Annotated in this window: 17 protein-coding genes; 12 read left to right on the top strand and 5 right to left on the bottom strand. The window is 66.9% G+C overall.

Going from position 1 to position 19,111, the window contains the following annotated elements:
- Positions 1-108 precede the first annotated feature (108 nt).
- Positions 109-1,374, bottom strand: coding sequence for a transglycosylase SLT domain-containing protein (locus NX778_RS18550; protein WP_370661351.1), 1,266 nt, complete (start codon positions 1,372-1,374; stop codon positions 109-111).
- A gap of 335 nt (positions 1,375-1,709) precedes the next feature.
- Between NX778_RS18550 and NX778_RS18545 the strand changes: the two genes are divergently transcribed.
- A complete protein-coding gene (locus NX778_RS18545) occupies positions 1,710-2,279 on the top strand; it encodes a DUF1415 domain-containing protein (protein WP_258813267.1) in 570 nt (189 codons plus the stop codon).
- Entirely contained in the window at positions 2,260-2,466 is a 207-nt protein-coding gene (locus NX778_RS18540) for a DUF1289 domain-containing protein (RefSeq protein WP_258813266.1), read from the top strand. The genes NX778_RS18545 and NX778_RS18540 overlap by 20 nt, the downstream gene beginning before the upstream one ends.
- A 97-nt stretch (positions 2,467-2,563) precedes the next feature.
- Here the strand turns inward: NX778_RS18540 and NX778_RS18535 are convergent, their stop codons facing one another.
- On the bottom strand, positions 2,564-3,070 hold the full coding sequence (locus NX778_RS18535; protein WP_258813265.1) for a DUF1993 domain-containing protein: 507 nt from the start codon (positions 3,068-3,070) through the stop codon (positions 2,564-2,566).
- Positions 3,071-3,229: 159 nt separating this feature from the next.
- On the opposite strand from NX778_RS18535, the gene NX778_RS18530 reads away from it, so the two are divergent.
- Genes NX778_RS18530 through NX778_RS18520 form a run of 3 tightly spaced genes read left to right on the top strand, consistent with a single transcriptional unit; the run spans position 3,230 to position 9,775 of the window.
- Positions 3,230-6,376 carry an EAL domain-containing protein gene (locus NX778_RS18530; protein WP_258813264.1) on the top strand — a complete coding sequence of 1,049 codons (3,147 nt, stop codon included), beginning with the start codon at positions 3,230-3,232 and terminating at the stop codon, positions 6,374-6,376.
- Positions 6,345-8,642, top strand: coding sequence for a xanthine dehydrogenase family protein molybdopterin-binding subunit (locus NX778_RS18525; RefSeq protein WP_258813263.1), 2,298 nt, complete (start codon positions 6,345-6,347; stop codon positions 8,640-8,642). The genes NX778_RS18530 and NX778_RS18525 overlap by 32 nt, the downstream gene beginning before the upstream one ends.
- Positions 8,642-9,775: an acyltransferase family protein gene (locus NX778_RS18520; RefSeq protein ID WP_258813262.1), complete on the top strand. Its 1,134-nt coding sequence runs from the start codon at positions 8,642-8,644 to the stop codon at positions 9,773-9,775. Before NX778_RS18525 ends, NX778_RS18520 begins: the two co-directional genes overlap by 1 nt.
- A 435-nt stretch (positions 9,776-10,210) precedes the next feature.
- Here NX778_RS18520 and NX778_RS18515 read toward each other — a convergent pair whose 3' ends face one another.
- Positions 10,211-11,167 (bottom strand): sensor domain-containing diguanylate cyclase, encoded by a 957-nt coding sequence (locus tag NX778_RS18515; RefSeq protein ID WP_258813261.1) that lies wholly within the window; start codon positions 11,165-11,167, stop codon positions 10,211-10,213.
- Positions 11,168-11,228: 61 nt separating this feature from the next.
- Entirely contained in the window at positions 11,229-11,654 is a 426-nt protein-coding gene (locus NX778_RS18510; RefSeq protein ID WP_258813260.1) for a thioredoxin family protein, read from the bottom strand.
- A gap of 80 nt (positions 11,655-11,734) precedes the next feature.
- Between NX778_RS18510 and tsaB the strand changes: the two genes are divergently transcribed.
- From tsaB to NX778_RS18485, 5 genes are read left to right on the top strand one after another with little or no spacing between them, the layout of a single operon-like run.
- On the top strand, positions 11,735-12,442 hold the full coding sequence (gene tsaB, locus NX778_RS18505) for a tRNA (adenosine(37)-N6)-threonylcarbamoyltransferase complex dimerization subunit type 1 TsaB (protein WP_258813259.1): 708 nt from the start codon (positions 11,735-11,737) through the stop codon (positions 12,440-12,442).
- The gene (rimI, locus tag NX778_RS18500) at positions 12,442-12,906 is read left to right on the top strand and encodes a ribosomal protein S18-alanine N-acetyltransferase (RefSeq protein WP_258813258.1); all 465 of its coding nucleotides are present in this window, start codon (positions 12,442-12,444) and stop codon (positions 12,904-12,906) included. The genes tsaB and rimI overlap by 1 nt, the downstream gene beginning before the upstream one ends.
- Positions 12,903-13,706, top strand: coding sequence for a uracil-DNA glycosylase (locus tag NX778_RS18495; RefSeq protein WP_258813257.1), 804 nt, complete (start codon positions 12,903-12,905; stop codon positions 13,704-13,706). Before rimI ends, NX778_RS18495 begins: the two co-directional genes overlap by 4 nt.
- Positions 13,690-14,649: a DUF1853 family protein gene (locus NX778_RS18490; RefSeq protein WP_258813256.1), complete on the top strand. Its 960-nt coding sequence runs from the start codon at positions 13,690-13,692 to the stop codon at positions 14,647-14,649. Before NX778_RS18495 ends, NX778_RS18490 begins: the two co-directional genes overlap by 17 nt.
- A 46-nt stretch (positions 14,650-14,695) precedes the next feature.
- Positions 14,696-15,043 carry a translation initiation factor Sui1 gene (locus NX778_RS18485; protein ID WP_258813255.1) on the top strand — a complete coding sequence of 116 codons (348 nt, stop codon included), beginning with the start codon at positions 14,696-14,698 and terminating at the stop codon, positions 15,041-15,043.
- A 130-nt stretch (positions 15,044-15,173) separates the two neighbouring features.
- Here NX778_RS18485 and lplT read toward each other — a convergent pair whose 3' ends face one another.
- On the bottom strand, positions 15,174-16,439 hold the full coding sequence (gene lplT / locus NX778_RS18480) for a lysophospholipid transporter LplT (protein ID WP_258813254.1): 1,266 nt from the start codon (positions 16,437-16,439) through the stop codon (positions 15,174-15,176).
- A gap of 130 nt (positions 16,440-16,569) precedes the next feature.
- On the opposite strand from lplT, the gene alr reads away from it, so the two are divergent.
- A complete protein-coding gene (gene alr, locus NX778_RS18475) occupies positions 16,570-17,670 on the top strand; it encodes an alanine racemase (RefSeq protein ID WP_258813253.1) in 1,101 nt (366 codons plus the stop codon).
- On the top strand, positions 17,663-19,039 hold the full coding sequence (gene radA, locus NX778_RS18470; protein WP_258813252.1) for a DNA repair protein RadA: 1,377 nt from the start codon (positions 17,663-17,665) through the stop codon (positions 19,037-19,039). Before alr ends, radA begins: the two co-directional genes overlap by 8 nt.
- Positions 19,040-19,111 lie beyond the last annotated feature (72 nt).

Below are 19,111 nucleotides of genomic sequence, written 5' to 3'. Positions count from 1 at the left end.
AACTGTCGCCGCGATGGAATTCGCGATACGTTTTGCAGCGCACAAATCGCACTATACCGCAGTTTCGCACTGCCTGCATAGTCCGTTCCGGTTTTTTTGCGGCGCTGCTCAGCGTTTGTGGCGGCTGGCGCGGGGCTTGTAGCGCTGGGTGGTATGGGCGCGGCTGCGGTGGTCGGCCTCGAACGACAGCTGCGCGGTCTCGATCACATTTTCGGCGATGTCGCCGGTGCTGGTGGAGACCTTGGGCACCAGGATGGTGGAGCCGGACTTGAGGCGGCTCTGGGCCGGGATGTTGTTGGCCTGGCGGATCACCTCGGGCGTGGTGTGGAACTTGGAGGCCAGCGTGGCCAGCGATTCCTTGGCGCCCGTGATCTTGTGCGTGGTCCAGGTGGACAGGGCGCGGCCCCACTGCGCGAGGTTGATGTGGAACTTTTCCGCGTTCTCTTTCGGCAGCAGGATCTTGGTGTCGTCGCCGGTGATGACCGGCTTCTTGAACTGCGGGTTGAGCGCCTTGAACTCGTCGACCGACATTTCGGCCAGCTGGGCGGCGATGGTGACGTCGATGTCGCTGGTCTTGTCGACCTGGGTGAAATAGGGCGTGTTGTCGATCGGCGGCAGGGTGACGCCGTACTGGGCCGGGTTGGCGATGATGTTCTTGACCGCCTGCAGCTTGGGCACGTAGTTGCGGGTCTCGGTGGGCATCTGCTCGGACAGGCTCTCGAAATCGGTCGGCTTGCCCAGCGCCTGGTTGCGCTTGATTGCTTTCTGAACGTTGCCTTCGCCCCAGTTGTAGGCCGCCAGCGCGAGCTGCCAGTCGCCGAACATGGTGTACAGCTGCTGCAGGTAGGTGAGGGCGGCGTCGGTCGAGGCCAGCACGCCGCGGCGCTCGTCCTTGAACATGTTCTGCTGCAGGTTGAAGGTCTTGCCGGTGCCGGGGACAAATTGCCAGATGCCGGCCGCGTTGGCGGTGGACAGGGCTTGCGGGTTGAACGCCGATTCGATGACGGGCAGCAGGGCCAGTTCGGTCGGCATGCCGCGCTTCTCCAGCTCGGATACGACGTGGTACAGGTAGAGCGAGGCGCGGCTGGCGGTGCGCGCGAGGTAGTCCGGACGGGCCACGTACCACTGGGTGTTCTTGCCGACCAGCGAGTTGTCGAGGTCGGGGATGGCGTAGCCGCTGCGGATGCGGCCCCACAGGTCGGCTTCCTTGAAATCGTCGGCCTTGCCGGTCGTGGCGGGCTGGGCCGGCGCCGGGCGCATGAGCGGGACGGCAGCCTGCGGCGCCGGGGCGGCGGCAGATTCGGCATGGCCCAGCACGGGCGGGAGCAGGAACGCCAAAGCGGCCACTGACTGGGAAATTCGGGTCGTTTTCAGCATAGCTATCCAGTGTTGCGTCCAGGAACAACTTGGACCGGCGAAGTCTGGGAGTGTAAGGATCAGGCCGCAGGGCAGTCAAGAAATATGTCGGCCACGTTACAATTTTCTGCGGTTCGATATCATTAAGTAAGTGCTTGATTCTACTAGGCAATTTACCCAAGAGATTAGTCGGGCTAACTGGGCTGAAGTATAGGATGGGTAAGTAAAATTACAACCAAAATAAGCCTTTCCGGGCCGTTTCAAAAGGTACAGGCTGCCTCCCGTCAACCTTTGAGCGCACGCAAAGAGTCGGTACAATCGCGGTTTCGCTGCACGTTTTTGAAAGCATCACCATGAGCACTCCCGATTCGCTGCCCGCCGACGACGCCATTGTCGAGGCCACCCGCCGCTGGCTGGACCGCGCCGTCATCGGCCTGAACCTGTGTCCGTTTGCCAAGGCCGTGTACGTGAAGGAGCAGGTGCGCTATGTCGTGTCGCACGCGACCACGCCGGAAGCGCTGCTGGAAGAGCTGATGAACGAGCTGCAGCTGTTGTCGGACACCGACCCGGAACAGGTCGACACCACGCTGCTGATCCACCCGGGCGTGCTGACGGATTTCCTGGATTTCAATGACTTCCTGGACGTGGCCGATGCCGCGCTGGAAGACATGGAGCTGGAGGGGGAGTTGCAGGTGGCCAGTTTCCACCCGGATTACCAGTTCGCCGATACCGACCAGAACGACATCTCGAACTACACCAATCGCGCGCCGTACCCGACGCTGCACCTGCTGCGCGAGGACAGCATCGCACGCGCGACCGCGGCCTTCCCGGACGCCGCGGCGATTTTCGAGAAGAATATCGACACCATGGAACAGCTCGGCCACGAAGGCTGGGACAAGCTCGATGTCGGACCAGCCCGCTGATCCCAAGCTGCCGCCGCGGCCGGACACGCCCTGTGTCGCGGTCTGCTCGACGACCTTCGACGATGTCTGCCGCGGCTGCGGCCGGACGGTGGTCGAGGTCGCGCACTGGGTGTCGATGAGCGCGCAGCAGAAGGAAAGCGTGTGGGAGCGAATCCTGGCGCAAGGGTATCCGAAGCGCAATGCCTGAGCGCGGCGCAAGCGAGAGCTAGATAAATAGAGAACGTCGTTCCCGCGCACGCGGGAACGACGGTATTGTATTGGCGATTAGTACGGGTTAGTACTAATTAGAACTTCCCGATGAAGTCCCGCTTGCCGATCTCGACGCCGTTGTGCCGCAGGATCGCGTACGCCGTGGTCGTGTGGAAGTAGAAATTAGGCAGCGCATAACGCAGCAGGTATTGCTGCCCCTTGAACTGCATCGGGTTCCCGCCCACGGTCAGGTTGATCTCGCGTTCCTCGCTGTGCTCGATCGCCTCGCGCGGCAGGGTGTCGATGAAGGCCAGGGTTTTCGCGATCCGCTGCTTCAGCTCGCCAAAGGTCTGCTCGGTGTCGTCATAGCGCGGCACTTCCACGCCGGCCAGGCGCGCGCTCGCGCCTTTGGCAAAGTCGGCCGCGATCTGGACCTGGCGCGTCAGCGGGAACATGTCCGGGTACAGGCGCGCCTGCAGCAGGGCGGCGGTGTCGATCTTGCGGGCGGCGGCGTGCGCCTCGGCCTTGTCCAGCACCGCCGACAGGCTCTCCAGCATTTGCCGGAACACCGGCACCGCGGCTTCGTACATCGAAATACTCATGGGCTCCTCCTTGAAAGTGGTGCAAATCATAACAATTCCCCGCGCAGCTTGCTTGCTTGGCTCCACGGAAAAAATTGTTGCTTCCGCGCAATCGTAATGACTTCGAATCGACATTCTGGGGCATAATCGCCCGATCATTGACACGATTCCGGCATTTCGATGGCGAGGACTTTCCTGCGATTCCCGACCCGGCTGCGCAAGCTCTACGGAAGGTCGATCTATGGCGCGCTGCTGCTGGTCGTGATCGGCGGCCTGGCGATTCCGGCGCTCGTGGGAAGCTACCTGCTGGTCGGCGTGCAGGAGCGCCATGCCGCCGCCACCGCGCTCAACGAGTCGCTGCAGCGGAATGCCGACATCCTCGCGCTCGGCGTGCAGGAGTCGCTGTGGAACATGAATGCGGAGCCGGCGCGCCTGCTGGCCGAATCCGTGATGCGCGACCCGGCCGTGCTGCGCGTGCGCGTGCGCGGCCAGGCCGACAGCGATTTCGTCGACCTGCGCTCGGCGCGGGTGGCGGGCGGCCAGGTCTACCACGCGCACCGGCTGGTGTTCGTGCGCGGCCAGCCGATCGGCTCGATCACGGTCGACATGGACGACGAGCGCAGCCTGCAGGACCTGCGCGCCAAGCAGTCCAACTACGCGCTGGTGCTGGCCGGGCAGCTGGGCGTGTCGCTGCTGCTGATCGTCCTGTTCCTCAAGCACCGGCTGCTGCTGCCGCTGCGCACCCTGACCAGTTTTTCCGACCGCCTGTCGCGCGGCGAGTTCGATACCCCGCTGGCGCTGGCCGGCCACGATGAACTGGGCCGGCTGGGCGCCCAGATGGACCGCATGCGGATCGCCATCCGCGGCCTGTTCGAGGACATCGGCAAGCGCGAGGCGCGCTTCCGCTCGATCGTGTCGCAGATCCCCGGCGTGGTGTTCCGCGCGCGCCCCGGCGGCGCCATCGAATTCGTCAGCGACGCCGCCGAAGAGATCACCGGCTTCCCGGCACGCCACTTCATCGGCGCCCCGGCCGCCTGCTGGTCCGACATCATCTGCCCGGAAGACCGCCGCATGCAGCTGCGCACCGTGAAGGAAGCGGTGCAGGCCGGCCGCGCCTACGAGGTCGAATACCGCCTGATCGACGCCTGGGGCATCGAGCGCTGGGTGCTGGAAAGCGGCCAGCCGCACGGCAGCCCGGGCAGCCCCGACTTCCACATCGACGGCATCATCTACGACATCAGCGAGCGCAAGCACCACGAGGTGCAGATCGAGGAACTGCTGACCGAGCAGGGCATCATCCTCGACAACGTGATGCTGGGCGTGCTGTTCGTGCGCGAGCGCCGGGTGGCCGCCGCCAACCGCCATTTCGAGGAGCTGTTCGGCTACGCCAACGGGCAGATGGTGGGCGTGCCCACCGCGCAGCTGTTCACCTCGAACGAAGCCTATGAAGGGGCGGTCCGGCGCTCCTATCGCATCCTCGGCGAAGGCGGCAAGGTCGAGGAAGAGCTGCAGCTGCGCCGGCGCGACGGTTCGCTGGTCTGGTGCCAGGTGACCGGCCGCGCGCTCGACCCGCTGCATCCGCACGAAGGCAGCATCTGGGTGTACGCCGACATCACCGACCGCAAGCAGGCCGACGAGGAGCTGCGGCTGTGGGCCACCGCGCTCGAACACATCGCCGACGGCGTGATGGTGATCGACCTGACCGGCAAGATCATCGCCATCAACCCGGCCTTCACCCAGATCACCGGCTACACCCAGGCCGAGGCGGTCGGCCAGCATTCGAGCCTGACGCGCTCCAAGCTGCACGAACCGGGCTTCTACGAGGCGCTGTGGCGCGACCTGGCGGAGACCGGCTTCTGGCGCGGCGAAATCTGGAACACCCGCAAGAACGGCGAGATCTACCTCGAGTGGCTGACGGTGTCCGCGGTGCGCGACGACGAGGGCGAGGTGGCGCACTACGTGGCGGTGTTCAGCGACATCACGCGCGCCAAGGAAGCGCAGGCCAAGCTCGATCACCTGGCCCACCACGACGCCCTGACCGCGCTGCCGAACCGGCTGCTGTTCCACGACCGCCTGCAGCACGCGCTGGCACAGGCGGCCCGCAACAAGAGCCAGCTGGCGGTGCTGTTCATCGACCTGGACCGCTTCAAGAACGTCAACGACACGCTCGGCCACCAGGTCGGCGACGAGCTGCTCAAGCAGGTCGCGCAGGCCCTGTCCGGCCAGCTGCGCGAAGGCGACACGCTGGCGCGACTCGGCGGCGACGAGTTCATCGTCCTGCTGGAGAACGTCGACGGCGAGCGCAGCGCCAGCCACGTGGCCAACAAGCTGGTGGCGATGTTCGACCAGCCCTTCACCGTCTCGGACTACGAACTGTTCGTGACCTGCAGCGTCGGCGTGAGCATGTATCCGCACGACGCCACCGACGTGCACATGCTGATCCGGAACGCCGACGTGGCCATGTACCAGGCCAAGGCGCGCGGCCGCAACAACTTCCAGTTCTATGCACCGTCGATGACCGGCGAAGGCGTCGAGCGCCTGCTCATCGAAGCCATGCTGCGCCGCTCGATCGAGAAGAACGAGATCTACCTGCAGTACCAGCCACAGGTGGAAATCGACACCGGCCGCCTGATCGGCGTGGAGGCGCTGGTGCGCTGGCAGAATCCCGAGCTGGGACTGGTGCCGCCGGCGCGCTTCATCCCGCTGGCCGAGGACATCGGCTTCATCAGCCAGCTGGGCAAGTGGGTGCTGGCCGAGGCCTGCCGCCAGATGGTGAGCTGGCAGGAGGACGGCCTGCAGGTGCCCAAGCTGGCGGTCAACCTGTCGGTGCGCCAGTTCGAGCGCGGCAGCGTGACGCTGATGGTCGACCAGGTGCTGCGCGAGACCGGGCTGGAACCGCAGCGCCTGCAACTGGAAGTGACCGAATCGGTCATCATGAATACCGGCGACACGCTGGCCTGCATCAACGACCTGCGCGCGGTGGGCGTGGGCCTGGCGATCGACGACTTCGGCACCGGCTATTCCTCGCTGGCCTATCTCAAGCAGCTGCCGGTGCAGACCCTGAAGATCGACCGCAGCTTCATCAAGGACATCTCCTCGGACGCCAACGACGAGGCGATCACGGTCGCCATCATCCAGCTTGGCAAGAGCCTGAACCTGTCGGTGATCGCCGAGGGCGTCGAGACCGCCGAGCAGGCGGCCTTCCTGCTGCGCCACGGCTGCAACCGGGCGCAGGGCTTCTACTACAGCCAGCCGGTCGGCGCCGACGAGCTGCTGGCGCACTGGGGACGCCGCCATGAGCGAGACGTTGCAATCATTGAAGGCTGAGGCGCCGGCGCGCCGCAAGCGGCGCCGCTTCCTGCTGGCGGGGCTGGCGCTGGGCGGCGCGCTGGTGGTCGGCTGGGGCGTGGCGCCGCCGCGCCAGCGCCTGCGTTCCCGCCTGCCGCTGCCGGTGCGGGATGGCGCGGTCGCCCTCAACGGCTGGGTGGTGCTGAACCCGGACGGCAGCGTGTCGGTGGTGGTGCCGCGCAGCGAAATGGGGCAGGGCGTGCACAGCGCGCTGCCGATGCTGGTGGCCGAGGAGCTCGACGTGCCGCTCGACCGGGTGCGCGTGATGCAGCCGCCGATCGACAAGATCTACGCCAACCTCGCCGTCATCGAAGACAACCTGCCCTTTCATCCTGACGATCGCGGCTCGGCCAAACAAGGCGCGCAGTGGCTGCTGGCCAAGGTCGGGCGCGAGCTGGGCATCATGTTCACGGGCGGCTCGACCAGCGTGCGCGATGCATGGCAGCCGATGCGCGAGGCCGGCGCGGTTGCGCGCGCGATGCTGCTCAAGGCCGCGGCCGCGGAGTGGCAGGCCAATCCGGCCGACTGCCGCACCGAGGGCGGCCACGTGGTCCACAAGGATGGCCGCAAGTTGGCCTACACGGCGCTGGCGGCGCGCGCGGCGGAGCTGGGCGCGGACATCGACGCCGGCGACGTTACGCTCAAGCAGCCGCGCGACTTCAAGCTGATCGGCCGTCCTGCGCCGCGCCGAGACTCGGCGGCCAAGGCCGATGGCAGCGCCGCCTTCGGCATCGACGCGCGGATTCCCGGCATGCTGTACGCGGCGGTGCGCATGTCGCCGGTCGCAGGCGGCACGCTCGCGTCGTATGACGCCGGCAAGGCCGAGGCGATGCCGGGCGTGGTCAAGGTGGTGGATATCTCGGCCGCGCTGGAGCCGCTGACGGGCGCCGGCGCGGGTCTCGCCGTGATCGCCTCGCACTGGTGGCGCGCGAAGCAGGCCGTGGCCGCGCTGCAGGTGAACTGGAACGAGGGCAAGCACCAGCAGCTGTCGAGCGAGGCGGTGTTCGCCCAGTTCGCGCAGGCGCTGGACGAGGAATCCGGCTTCGCCTATCACAACATCGGCAGCATCGACGTGGCCGCGGCCAAAACCGTGACCGCCGAATACCGCGCGCCCTACCTCGCGCATGCCACGATGGAACCGGTGAACTGCACCGCGCAAGTCGCGGGCGGCAAGGTCCGGCTGTGGGTCGGCACCCAGGTGCCGAGCATCGCGGTCGACGTGGCGGCGCGCGTGGCCGGCGTCGCGCGCGAGGACGTGGCGATCGAGCTGCCCTTCATCGGCGGCGGCTTCGGCCGGCGGCTGGAGGCCGACATGGTCGCGCAGGCAGTGGCGGTGGCCATGCAGGCCGGCGGCAAGCCGGTGCAGGTGATCTGGACCCGCGAGGAAGACGTCACGCACGACGTCTATCGCCCGGCCGCGCTGGCGCGCTTCAAGGCCAGGCTGGACGCGGCCGGCAATGTGCTGGCGTGGGAAAGCAAGTCCGCCAGCGCCTCGATCGGTCACCAGTACTATCCGCGCAACCTCGGCCTGCCGGGCGTGGGGCCGGACAAGACCACGGCCGAGGGCGAGTTCGACATGCAGTATGAGATACCGAACCAGCGCGTGGCGCACGTGATCGTGGATGCCGGCGTGCCGGTCGGGTACTGGCGCGCGGTCGGGCATTCGCACAACGCCTTCTTCAAAGAGGCCTTCTTCGACGAGGTCGCGCACGCCGCCGGCAAGGATCCGGTCGCGCTGCGGCGGGCGCTGCTGGCGCGGCATCCGCGCCATCTGGCGCTGCTCGACAAGGCGCTGGCGCTGGCCGGCCAGCCGGCCGCGGGCAGGGCGCATGGCGTGGCCCTGCACCAGTCCTTCGGCAGCACGGTCGCGCAGGTGGCCGAAGTGTCGGTCGAGGGCAAGGAGATCCGCGTGCATCGCGTGGTCTGCGTGGTCGACTGCGGCATGGTGGTCAACCCGAACATCGTCGCCCAGCAGATGGAGTCGGCGGTGGTGTTCGGCCTGTCGGCGGCGCTGATGGGCGAGATCACGATCAAGGACGGGCGCGTGCAGCAGTCCAATTTCGGCGACTACCCGGTGCTGCGCATGCACCAGGCGCCGGTGGTCGAGACCTTCGTGATGCCGAGCGCCGAACTGCCGACCGGCGTAGGCGAGGTGGGCCTGCCGCCGGTCGCTCCGGCCGTCGCCGCCGCCGTGTTCAGGCTGACCGGCCAGCGCCTGCGCAAGCTGCCGCTGCGGCTGGCCTGATGACGGCGCAGCTCGCACAGGCACCGGTTGCGGCGCCGCTGGCCGCCAAGGCGACCGTCGCCGCGCCGGCCCGTAACTTCGGCATCGACTGCCTGCGCGGCTGCGCGATCCTGCTGGTGGTCGTGCACCACCTGGCGCTGCCGTTCCGCGCGCCGCTCAGACCCAGCCTGCTCGGCGCGTGGCTGCCCAGGCGCCTGCTCGATGCGGTCAGTTTCAACGGCTACGAAGCCGTATTCATTTTCTTCGTCATCTCCGGCTGCCTGATCACCACCCGCATCCTCGATCGCCACGGCGCCCTCGAACGGGTCGACCTCGCACGCTTCTACCGTGCCCGCGCACGGCGCATCGTGCCGCTGCTGCTGGCGACGCTGGCGGCGCTCTCCGGGCTGGCATGGTTCGGTGTGAAGGGCTTCGCTCCGGACGGCGCGCGCCAGTCGCTGTCGGGACTCCTCGGGTCCGCGCTGAGCTTCACTTTCAACTGGTACGAGGGCCGCACCGGCTGGGCGCCGGCGGGTTGGGACGTGCTGTGGTCACTGTCGATCGAAGAGGTGTTCTACCTCGGCTTTCCCTTGCTGTGCCTGTGGCTGCCGCGCCGGCTGCTGATTGGCGCGCTGGTGCTGCTTGCCGCGAGCCTGGTCCCACTGCGCGACCTGGTGCCTTCGGCCGATGAGGTGTGGTGGGAGAAGGCCTACCTGCCGGGCATGTCGGCGATCGCCTGGGGCGTGCTCACGGCGCTGCTGGCGCGGCGCTGGAGACCGTCGGCGCGCGACGCGCGGGCGCTGACCCTGTTCGGTGTGTTCTGCATCCTGCTGGTGCTGGGCTGGGGCGATCTCGCGCATCGCTACCTGCACAAGTCCGGGCTGTACTGCTTGTGCTTCGGCGCCAGCCTGGTCCTGCTTGGCGCGCCAGCGCGTCCGACGGTCGCGCGGCGCGGGCTTGGCTGGCTGGCGCGCGCGGGCGCCCTCAGCTACGAACTGTACCTGTCGCACATGTTCATCGTGCTGGCGGCGGTCGCCCTGTACCGCGCCGCGTTCGGGACGCTGCAAACCTGGACGTTCGCGATCTACCTGCCGGTGCTGGCCATCTGCTACGGCCTGGCCGTGCTGCTGCAGCGCGCGACGGCCCGCTTCTAGTTGAGGGCGGCGACATCGAGGGCGGCGACATTGAGGGCGGCGACATTGAGGGCGGCGACATCGCCTGCCGTCTTGCGGGCCGCTTGCTACATGCCGTCAATTCATCCCCGGCGCGGGGCGGTATGCATGACCTTCTCAAAAACTCCGATGCAGCGCCTTGCTTGCACTCGGTGGCGCATCTTGTCTGTTTTTGTCGGTTCCTGTCTATTTTCGAACGAGCACATGGTAGATCGCAGGAATCGACAGAAATCGACAGGATTAGACAGTGCGCGCAGGGATTTGAGACGAAATACGGCAGGGATGTCGAAGACCTGGCCCATCTACACGCCGCTAGGCCGGATCGCCAAGCGACATCGGAAGCAAGCTCAGCCCTGCAAGCTCGGCCCTGACGATGCAGCGGCTGCGCCTGACTGTGGACTGCGCGCTTGTAGCCTGCTAGCCCTCGCCGTCGACCACCACCAGGTTGCGGCCATTGTGCTTGGCTGCGTACAGCGCCTTGTCCGCCGCTTCGATCAATACCGCCGTCTCGTTCAGCCGCTCCTTGCTGAAGCTGGCCACGCCGATGCTGAGCGTGACGCATGGCCGGCCGGCAGCCGGGGCGTGGGGAATGCCGAGTGAGGCGACATGTTCGCGGATGGCGTTGGCCACGCCGCGCGCCTGTTCCGCGGTGGTGTCGGGCAGGATCGCCGCGAACTCCTCGCCGCCATAGCGCGCCGCCACGTCCGCCGGGCGCTTGAGCTGCCCGGCCAGTGCCTGCGCCACCGCGGTCAGGCAGGTGTCGCCCTGCTGGTGGCCGAAGTGGTCGTTGTAGGCCTTGAAGGAATCGATATCGATGAGGAGCAGCGACAGCTCGCGGTCGTGGCGCTGGGCGCGCCGCAGCTCGCGGTCGATGGCGACGTCGAAATAGCGGCGGTTGGCGATACCGGTCAGGCCATCCACGTAGGAGCGGGCGCGCAGCGATTCCGCATGGTCCAGCAGGCGGCGCTCGCGGTCCATGGCGCCGCTGATGTCGCGGATCTCGATCAGGCAGTAACGTTCGCCGTCCTCGTCGAAGGGCGTGACCGCGACCGACTGGTCGATTGGCGCGCCGTCGAAGCTGCCGGCCTGGCGCAGCGGGAAGGGCGTACGGTTGTCGGACAGCGGGATGGCGGTGGCGGTATTGTCGGCCAGCGCCGCCAGCACCGCGGCCTCGACCCGCGAACCGCGCAGCGTGGGGAAGACATCGAACAGCGATTGCTTGCGCACGCGCGCCGCGGAGCGGCCGGAACGCGGCGCCAGCCAGGCGTTCCAGACCATGATCTCGTGGTTCGCGTCCACCACGATGACCCCGCAGTCGAGGAGGTTCAGGGCGCGCGACGCCAGTGGCGAGTCGGTCTCGGTGGAGTTTGTCACGTTATTGTTGGGTAGGCTGACCTGCCGGATGATACCGGAATTGCACGCCTTTGCGGCAGCTTCAGCCGGCGTCGCGCAGCAGCGCGCGCAGGTTGGCCTCGCGTTGCCATTGGCGCCGCTCCTCGCTCGACTGCGCCAGCCGCGCCAGTTCGGCTTCGCTGTGGTCGGCCTGGGCCTGGATCATGCGCTCGGCCACGTGCGGATCGGGCAGCACGGTGCCGAAAAAGGCCACGGTCTCGCCGCGCTGCAGCAGCAGGGTGGGGAAGTTCTCGACATCGAGGTCGCCCACCACATCGGCCTGGTCCTCGATGTCGATCCAGACGAAGGCATGTTCCGGATGGCGCGCGGCCAGCGCTTCGAAGGCGGCGCGGTAGGAGCCGCAGGTGCCGCACCAGGCGGCACACAGGCAGGCCACGATCAGCCGCTCGCCAGCCAGGGCGGCGGCGACCTTGTCGCGGTTATCAAGCTCGAGAGTGATGCTGTGCATGGGCCGCATTCTACATCGGCGCGCATTTGCCGGCACGGCCGAGCATGGATCGTCGGCCCGGCGCCGGGTTAAAATAAGGGATGCCTATCATTCTTGCTATCGAAACGTCGTCCGAGTTGGCGTCCTGCGCGCTACTGGCCGGCGCGCGCCTGGCTTTTCGCGAGTCCTCCGGCGTGCGCACCCATTCGCAATCCGTGCTGCCGATGGTGCAGGAATTACTGAAGGAAGCCGGCATCGCACTGGCCGACTGCGACGCCGTCGCGTTCGGCGCCGGGCCGGGTTCGTTCACCGGCGTGCGCACCGCCTGCGGCGTGGCGCAGGGTCTGGCTTTCGGGGCCGACCTTCCCGTGCTGCCGCTGGTGACGCTGGAAGCGATGGCCCAAGCCTGTCGCGAGCGCACCGGCGCATCCGACGTGCTGGCCGTGCTGGACGCGCGCATGGGCGAGGTCTACTGGGCGCAGTACCGGTTCGACGATGGCTGGCAGGTGGTGTGCCCGCCGGCGCTGGGCAGCCCGGACGCCGTCGCGCCGCAGCTGGTTGACGGCCTGGCGGCCTGTGGCAACGGCTTCGCGGCCTACGCCGAACAGTTCGCAGGGAAGGCTTTCGCGGCTGGCGCCGACGCCGGCATCGTGCCGCACGCGCGCGAACTCGCCGTGCTGGCCGTGGCCGCGCTCGCGGCCGGGCAGGCCGTGCCGGCGGACCAGGCGCAGCCGCTGTACTTGCGGAACAAGGTGGCCTACACCTACGCCGAGCGGCAGGCCATCAACGCGGCCAAGGGCGAAGCGTGATGAGCAGCGTCCACGACCTCCTCGATTTCGCGCCGATGACGCTCGCCGACGTCGACGAGGTGAGCGCGCTCGAAGACAGCGTGTTCCCCCACCCGTGGTCGCGCGCGAACTTCATGGACTCGATCGCCAGCGGCTACGACGCCTGGGTCGTGCGCGACCCGCTGGGCGACCTGGCCGGCTACTTCCTGCTGCTGTACGCGATCGACGAGGCGCATTTGCTGGACGTGGCGGTGGCGGGCGAGCGGCAGGGCGAGGGCCTGGGCCGCTGGCTGCTCGACAAGGCGTCGCTGCGCGCGCGCGAGCACGGCATGCGTTCGATCCTGCTCGAAGTGCGCCCCACCAATGAGCGCGCGCTGCAGGTCTACCGGCAGTACGGATTCATCGAAATCGGGCGCCGCAAGGGCTACTATCCCGCGCATGAAGGCCAGCGCGAGGATGCCATCGTGATGAGGCTGGAACTATGAACGCGCGCGACGCGGCCTTCCTGGCCGAGATGGGCATCGGGCCGCTGTGGACCTTGCGGGAGGTGCCGGTGGAGGCGACGGAGGCGGCGCCGGCCGATGCCCCAATCGCCGAGCCGGCGGCGCGCTTGGAATCGCGCGTGGCGCAGTCCGCATCGGCATTGGCCGCGCCGGCGCCGCGGGCGGAAGCGGCACCCGCCGAACCGGAAGCCGCCGACGTCGCCAGCATGGACTGGGATCAGCTGCGCGCCGCTGTCGCCAGCTGCACCCGCTGCGGCGCCTGCTCCAAGGATGGCCGCAAGCCGGTGTTCGGCGCGGGCGCGCAGCGTGCGGTCTGGTTCGTCGCCGCCGGCGCCAGCACGGCAGCCGACGAGGAAGCCGGCGCCCCGCTGGCCGGTGACAACGGCAAGCTGCTCGACAATATGCTCGCCGCGATCGGCGCCTCGCGCGCGGCCGACGTCTACGTCGCCAACCTGGTCAAGTGCCGCCCGCTGAGCGCCAAGGGCGGCGACCGCGCGCCCACCGCGGAAGAAGCGGCGGCCTGCCGTCCGTATCTCGAACGCGAACTGGTTCTGAGTGGTGCGGGCACCGTGCTCACGCTGGGACAGATCGCGGCCAACGGCCTGCTCGGGCAGCCGCTGTCCGAGCCGCTGGCGGGCAGCCGCGGCAGCGTCCACGAGTTCGCGGGCGTGCCGCTGGTCGCCACGCTGCACCCCGGCGAACTGCTGCGCCGCGGCGCCGACAAGGCGCTGGCCTGGGCCGATCTGTGCAGGGCGAGGGCGGCCCGTGCGCGATCCGGCTGACACCTACCAGGCGCAATTCCATCGCCGCTGGGGCCATCTGCGGCGCGCGCGGGTGCGTGCGCTGGCCTGGCTGCTCGATGCACCGGACCTGCTCGATCCGAACGACCCCGGTTGGCACGGCAAGGTCGGCACGCTGGGGCCCATGACGCCCGCAGTGGCGCAATGGCTGGCCGACGTCGACTACGATCCGACGGCGCTCGATGCGGCGCTGGGCAACCGCATGTACACGCGGCTTGGGCTGTATGCGGAAAAGCTGATGGCCTTCTATTTTCAGGAGCGCGGCCAGCTGGTTGCGCATGGCCTGCAGGTGCGCGCCGCGCGCAACGACACGGTCGGCGAGTTCGACTTCCTGCTCGATACGGGCGACGGCGGCCTCGAACACATCGAGTTCGCGACCAAGTTCTATCTGCTGGAAGGCCAGGCGGCGAACCGCTTCGATGAGCTGGTCGGGCCGAACCTGGCCGACAGCCTTGGCAAGAAGATGCGCAAGATCGTCGAGCAGCAGCTGGCGCTGGGATCGCATCCCGCGGCGCAGGCGGTGCTGCCACGGCCGGTGACAGCCGCGCACGCGCTGGTCAAGGGCTGGCTCTTCTATCCGCTGGGGACGTGGCCGTCGATTTCAGGCATCTCGGCGCAGCACTGCCGCGGCTTCTGGTGTTCGCTGGACGAGATCGAGCAGCTCAGCGGGGATGCCTTCCTGATGCTGCCGAAGCTGCAATGGCTGCCGCCGTTCCGCGCGCGCTCGGCGAGCTGGATCCTCAATCGCGCTGAGCTGCACGCCGAACTCGAAGCGCAGTTCGACACCAATCCCTCGCCGGTGCTGGTGTCGATGGTGCGCGAGGAGCCAGGGCTGTTCGAGGAAATGGAACGTGGGTTTATCGTGCCGAACGATTGGCGGGACAGGGCGGCGGCACGCAGGGCGCCGCAAATTTCTGGAACTTAAAGCTGGGCGATTTTTGCGTCAGGCGTTCGCCTTATTGGATGTGAGCATGAAAAATAGCAGTAGCGGCCTTGTGTATTCCACTGATGGCGGGCGTATGTGTCCCGCATGCCGGCGTCCCATTGCGGCGTGTGCGTGCCAGGCCAGGACGGTGCCCGTGGGGGACGGCATCGTCAAGGTGTCGCGCCAGACGAAGGGCCGGGGCGGCAAGACGGTGACGCTGGTGAAGGGATTGGCGCTCGATCCACTTGCTCTGGCTTTGCTGGGCAAGCAATTGCGCACGGCGTGCGGGTCCGGCGGAACGGTTAAGGATGGCGTGCTGGAAGTGCAGGGCGACCACTGCGACCTGATCATGGAGGAGCTGACGAAGCGCGGGCATGCTCCGAAGCTCAATTAAAACCGTTGTTCCCGCGAAAGCGGGAACCCCATTTTGCTTGCGTGACAACCACGGTTGACGTAGCCACCCGCTGGGGAAATGGGATTCCCGCGTTCGCGGGAATGACGGAATCTAACGCGAGGTGGCGGGCCTAGTGCTTATGCTCGCCAATCAAGGCCAGCGAATCATGCTGCGCCTGGTTCGCATTGTGGCGGCGCATGATGAAGTACATGGTGCCGGCCAGCGAGAGCCCGAACAGCACAATGATGAAGTCGAGGTTCAGATTCAGCGTGATCATGATCGCGTATAGCGCCAGCATGGTCAGCACCGACAGGTTCTCGTTGAAGTTCTGCACCGCGATCGAGTGACCGGCGCTCATCAGCACGTAGCCACGGTGCTGCAGCATCGCATTCATCGGCACCACGAAGAAGCCCGACAGGAAGCCGATGATCGACAGCAGCACGTAGGCCACGCCGACCGAGTGCACCAGGGCCATGCTGGCGACCACCAGGCCCATGATGATCCCGAGCGGGATCACCGACAGCGATTTCTTCAGCGGGATCATCTTGGCCGACATCGCCGCGCCGACTGCCACGCCGATGGCGACCACGCCGATCAGGCCACTGGCTTTGTCGAGCTTCATGTGCAGCGAGCGCTCGGCCCATTTCAGCACGATGAACTGCAGGGTCGCGCCGGCGCCCCAGAACAGGGTAGTCACGGCCAGCGAGATCTGGCCCAGCTTGTCCTTCCACAGGGTGGCCGAGCAGTTGGCGAAATCGACGATCAGGCGCGCCGGGTTCTTTTCCTGGTGCGGGTAGCGCGCGCCGGTGTCCGGGATGCGCAGGTTGAATAGTGCCGCCAGCGCGTACACGGCCACGATCACCAGCAGCGAGGCTTCGTACGGCGAAGTGATGCCGGTGTCGATCATCGGCACGTCGACGTTGTTGACCAGCCAGGTGCCGCCGTCGGGGCCGACCAGCACGCCGCCCATTACGGTGCCGAGAATGATCGACATCACGGTCAGGCCCTCGATCCAGCCATTGGCAAGCACCAGTTTTTCGGCCGGCAGCAGCTCGGTCAGGATGCCGTACTTGGCGGGCGAGTACACGGCTGCGCCAAAACCGACCACCGCGTTGGCGACCAGGGGATGGACGTGCAGGAAGATCATCGAGCAACCGACGACCTTGATCAGGTTCGCGATGAACATGACGCGCCCCTTGGGCAGCGAGTCGGCGAAGGCGCCCAGGAATGCGGCGAACAGCACGTAGAACAACACGAAGGACAGCTTCAGGAGCGGAGTCAGCGAAGCCGGGGCTTTCATCGACGTTAGCAGATCGATCGCAACAAATAAAAGCGCGTTATCTGCCAGCGACGAAAAAAACTGCGCCGCCATGATGGTATAAAAACCACGGTTCATTCGGGAGGTTCTAAAAACTGGACTGGGTTGCTTTATACCATGAAAGGCCCCATGCCCAAAGAATTCGGGCATCCGAAAGTGCTGCGTCCGGTAAAATATACATTCTCGTTATCTCTTCAAAAAGTCCGTCATGCCTCGCCCGCTTTGCGCCACGATCCACCTGGATGCCATGCAGCACAACCTGTCCGTCGCCCGCGCCTGTTCCCCTCAGTCGAAGGTGTGGGCCGTGGTCAAGGCTAATGCATATGGCCACGGACTGGAGCGCGGGATGCGCGGCTTTGCCCAGGCCGACGGGCTGGCGCTGGTCGAAACGGAATACGCGGTCCGCTTGCGCGAACTGGGCTGGACCAAGCCGATCCTGCTGCTGGAGGGCTTTTTTGACGACTCGGACATCCCGCTGCTGGCCGAACATGCGCTGAACCCGGCCATCCACTGCATCGAGCAGATCAAGATGCTTGAATATACCAAGCTGTATCGACCGATCGATGTCCACCTGAAGATGAATACCGGGATGAACCGCCTGGGCTTCATGCCCGCCGAATACGCTGCCGCGCACCAGCGCCTGGCCGCGATCCCCGGCATCCGCTCGATCACGATGATGACCCACTTCGCCAACGCCGATGAACTGGAGCACCCGCGCCTGCCGATGCACGAGCAGGTGCGGCGCTTCAAGTCGGGATCTGAAGGGCTGGCCGGGCAGCGCAGCCTGTCCAATTCCGGCGGCGTGCTGCATTCTTCCGACCTCGAACTGCAGTCGGACTGGGTCCGTCCCGGCATCATGCTGTATGGCGGCACCCCGGGCGGCAAGAGCGCGGCCGCATTCGGCCTGCTGCCGACCATGACGCTGACTTCCGCGATCATCGGCATCCAGCACATCGATGCCGGCGACACGGTCGGCTACGGTAGCCGTTTCGAGGCCACCGGCCCGATGACGGTCGGCGTGGTGGCCTGCGGTTATGCCGACGGCTACCCCCGCCACGCGCCGCACGGCACCCCGGTGGTGGTGGACGGCGTGCGCACCGCACTGGTGGGCCGGGTGTCGATGGACATGATGGCGGTCGACCTGACCCCGGTGGCCAATGCGCGCGTGGGCAGCAAGGTCACGCTGTGGGGCGACGGCCTGCCGATCGACGAAGTGGCGCATGCGGCCGGCACCATCGGCTATGAGCTGATGTGCGCGCTGGCGCCGCGGGTGCGCGTGCGCGAAGGCCGGGTGGGGACGCATGGCTAAGGCGCGCACCAGCTTCGTCTGCAGCGAGTGCGGCGGGACCGCCACGCGCTGGACCGGCCAATGCGGCGACTGCAAGGCCTGGAACACGATGGCCGAGACGGTGGTCGAGGCGCCCGGCGCCAACCGCATGTCGCAGTCGCAGTTCAAGAGCCTGGCGCAGACCGCGCCGGTGCTGTCGCTGGCCGACATCGAGGCGATCGACGTGCCGCGCTTTGGCACCGGCATCGAGGAATTCGACCGCGTGCTGGGCGGCGGCCTGGTGGCCGGCGGCGTGGTGCTGATCGGCGGCGACCCGGGGATCGGCAAATCGACCCTGCTGCTGCAGGCGCTATCGAGCATTTCGCAGGTGCGCAAGACGCTGTACGTCAGCGGCGAGGAATCCGGCGCCCAGATCGCGCTGCGCGCCAAGCGGCTGGCGGTGGATGCGCGCGAACTGAAGCTGCAGGCCGAGATCCAGCTCGAGAAAATCCTCGGCACGCTGGCCGAGCACAAGCCGGAAGTGGCGGTGATCGACTCGATCCAGACCCTGTATTCGGACGCGCTCAGCTCCGCGCCCGGCTCGGTGGCGCAGGTGCGCGAGTGCGCGGCCCAGCTGACCCGGGTCGCGAAGCAGAGCGGCATCACGATCATCCTGGTCGGCCACGTGACGAAGGAGGGCGCGCTGGCGGGGCCGCGCGTGCTCGAACACATCGTCGACACGGTGCTCTATTTTGAAGGCGACACGCAATCCAGCTTCCGGCTGGTCCGCGCGATCAAGAACCGCTTCGGCGCGGTGAATGAGTTGGGCGTGTTCGCCATGACCGAAAAAGGCCTGAAGGGCGTGTCGAATCCGTCGGCGCTGTTCCTGTCGCAGCATGACAACCAGGTGCCGGGATCGTGCGTGATGGTGACGCAGGAGGGCACGCGGCCGCTGCTGGTCGAGATCCAGGCGCTGGTCGACGCCAGCCATTTGCCGAATGCGCGCAGGCTGTCGGTGGGGCTGGAGCAGAACCGGCTGGCGATGCTGCTGGCGGTGCTGCACCGGCATGCCGGGGTGGCGGCGTTCGACCAGGATGTGTTCATCAACGCGGTCGGCGGGGTCAAGATTGCCGAACCGGCCGCCGACCTGGCGGTGCTGCTGGCGATCCAGTCCTCGATGCGCAACAAGCCACTGCCGCGCGGGCTGGTGGTGTTCGGGGAAGTCGGCCTGGCCGGCGAGATCCGGCCGGCGCCGCGCGGGCAGGAGCGTTTGCGGGAAGCGGCCAAGCTGGGGTTCTCGATTGCGGTGATACCGAAGGCGAACGCGCCCAAGCAGGCGGTGGAGGGGATGCGGATCGTGCCGGTCGAGCGAATCGACGAAGCCTTCAACCGGCTGCGCGAGCTGGACTGAACACCCAACCCACGTCGACTTCAAAAATATCGCACAGGGCAATATAATTAGCGGTTTGATGGTTGTTGTAAG

Origin of the sequence: Massilia terrae (assembly GCF_024753145.1) — a bacterium.
Lineage (GTDB): Bacteria > Pseudomonadota > Gammaproteobacteria > Burkholderiales > Burkholderiaceae_D > Telluria > Telluria terrae.
The sequence above is the reverse complement of the archived record's forward strand: the minus strand, read 5'-3'. Positions and strand labels throughout refer to the sequence as shown.

Coding starts and splice junctions, on each gene's coding strand:
- NX778_RS18510 (WP_258813260.1), bottom strand. CDS start 11,654: ATGCACAGCATCACTCTCGAGCTTGATAACCGCGACAAGGTCGCCGCC.
- NX778_RS18540 (WP_258813266.1), top strand. CDS start 2,260: ATGTCGGACCAGCCCGCTGATCCCAAGCTGCCGCCGCGGCCGGACACG.
- NX778_RS18535 (WP_258813265.1), bottom strand. CDS start 3,070: ATGAGTATTTCGATGTACGAAGCCGCGGTGCCGGTGTTCCGGCAAATG.
- radA (WP_258813252.1), top strand. CDS start 17,663: ATGGCTAAGGCGCGCACCAGCTTCGTCTGCAGCGAGTGCGGCGGGACC.
- NX778_RS18520 (WP_258813262.1), top strand. CDS start 8,642: ATGACGGCGCAGCTCGCACAGGCACCGGTTGCGGCGCCGCTGGCCGCC.
- rimI (WP_258813258.1), top strand. CDS start 12,442: ATGAGCAGCGTCCACGACCTCCTCGATTTCGCGCCGATGACGCTCGCC.
- NX778_RS18545 (WP_258813267.1), top strand. CDS start 1,710: ATGAGCACTCCCGATTCGCTGCCCGCCGACGACGCCATTGTCGAGGCC.
- alr (WP_258813253.1), top strand. CDS start 16,570: ATGCCTCGCCCGCTTTGCGCCACGATCCACCTGGATGCCATGCAGCAC.
- tsaB (WP_258813259.1), top strand. CDS start 11,735: ATGCCTATCATTCTTGCTATCGAAACGTCGTCCGAGTTGGCGTCCTGC.
- NX778_RS18485 (WP_258813255.1), top strand. CDS start 14,696: ATGAAAAATAGCAGTAGCGGCCTTGTGTATTCCACTGATGGCGGGCGT.
- NX778_RS18530 (WP_258813264.1), top strand. CDS start 3,230: ATGGCGAGGACTTTCCTGCGATTCCCGACCCGGCTGCGCAAGCTCTAC.
- lplT (WP_258813254.1), bottom strand. CDS start 16,439: ATGAACCGTGGTTTTTATACCATCATGGCGGCGCAGTTTTTTTCGTCG.
- NX778_RS18525 (WP_258813263.1), top strand. CDS start 6,345: ATGAGCGAGACGTTGCAATCATTGAAGGCTGAGGCGCCGGCGCGCCGC.
- NX778_RS18495 (WP_258813257.1), top strand. CDS start 12,903: ATGAACGCGCGCGACGCGGCCTTCCTGGCCGAGATGGGCATCGGGCCG.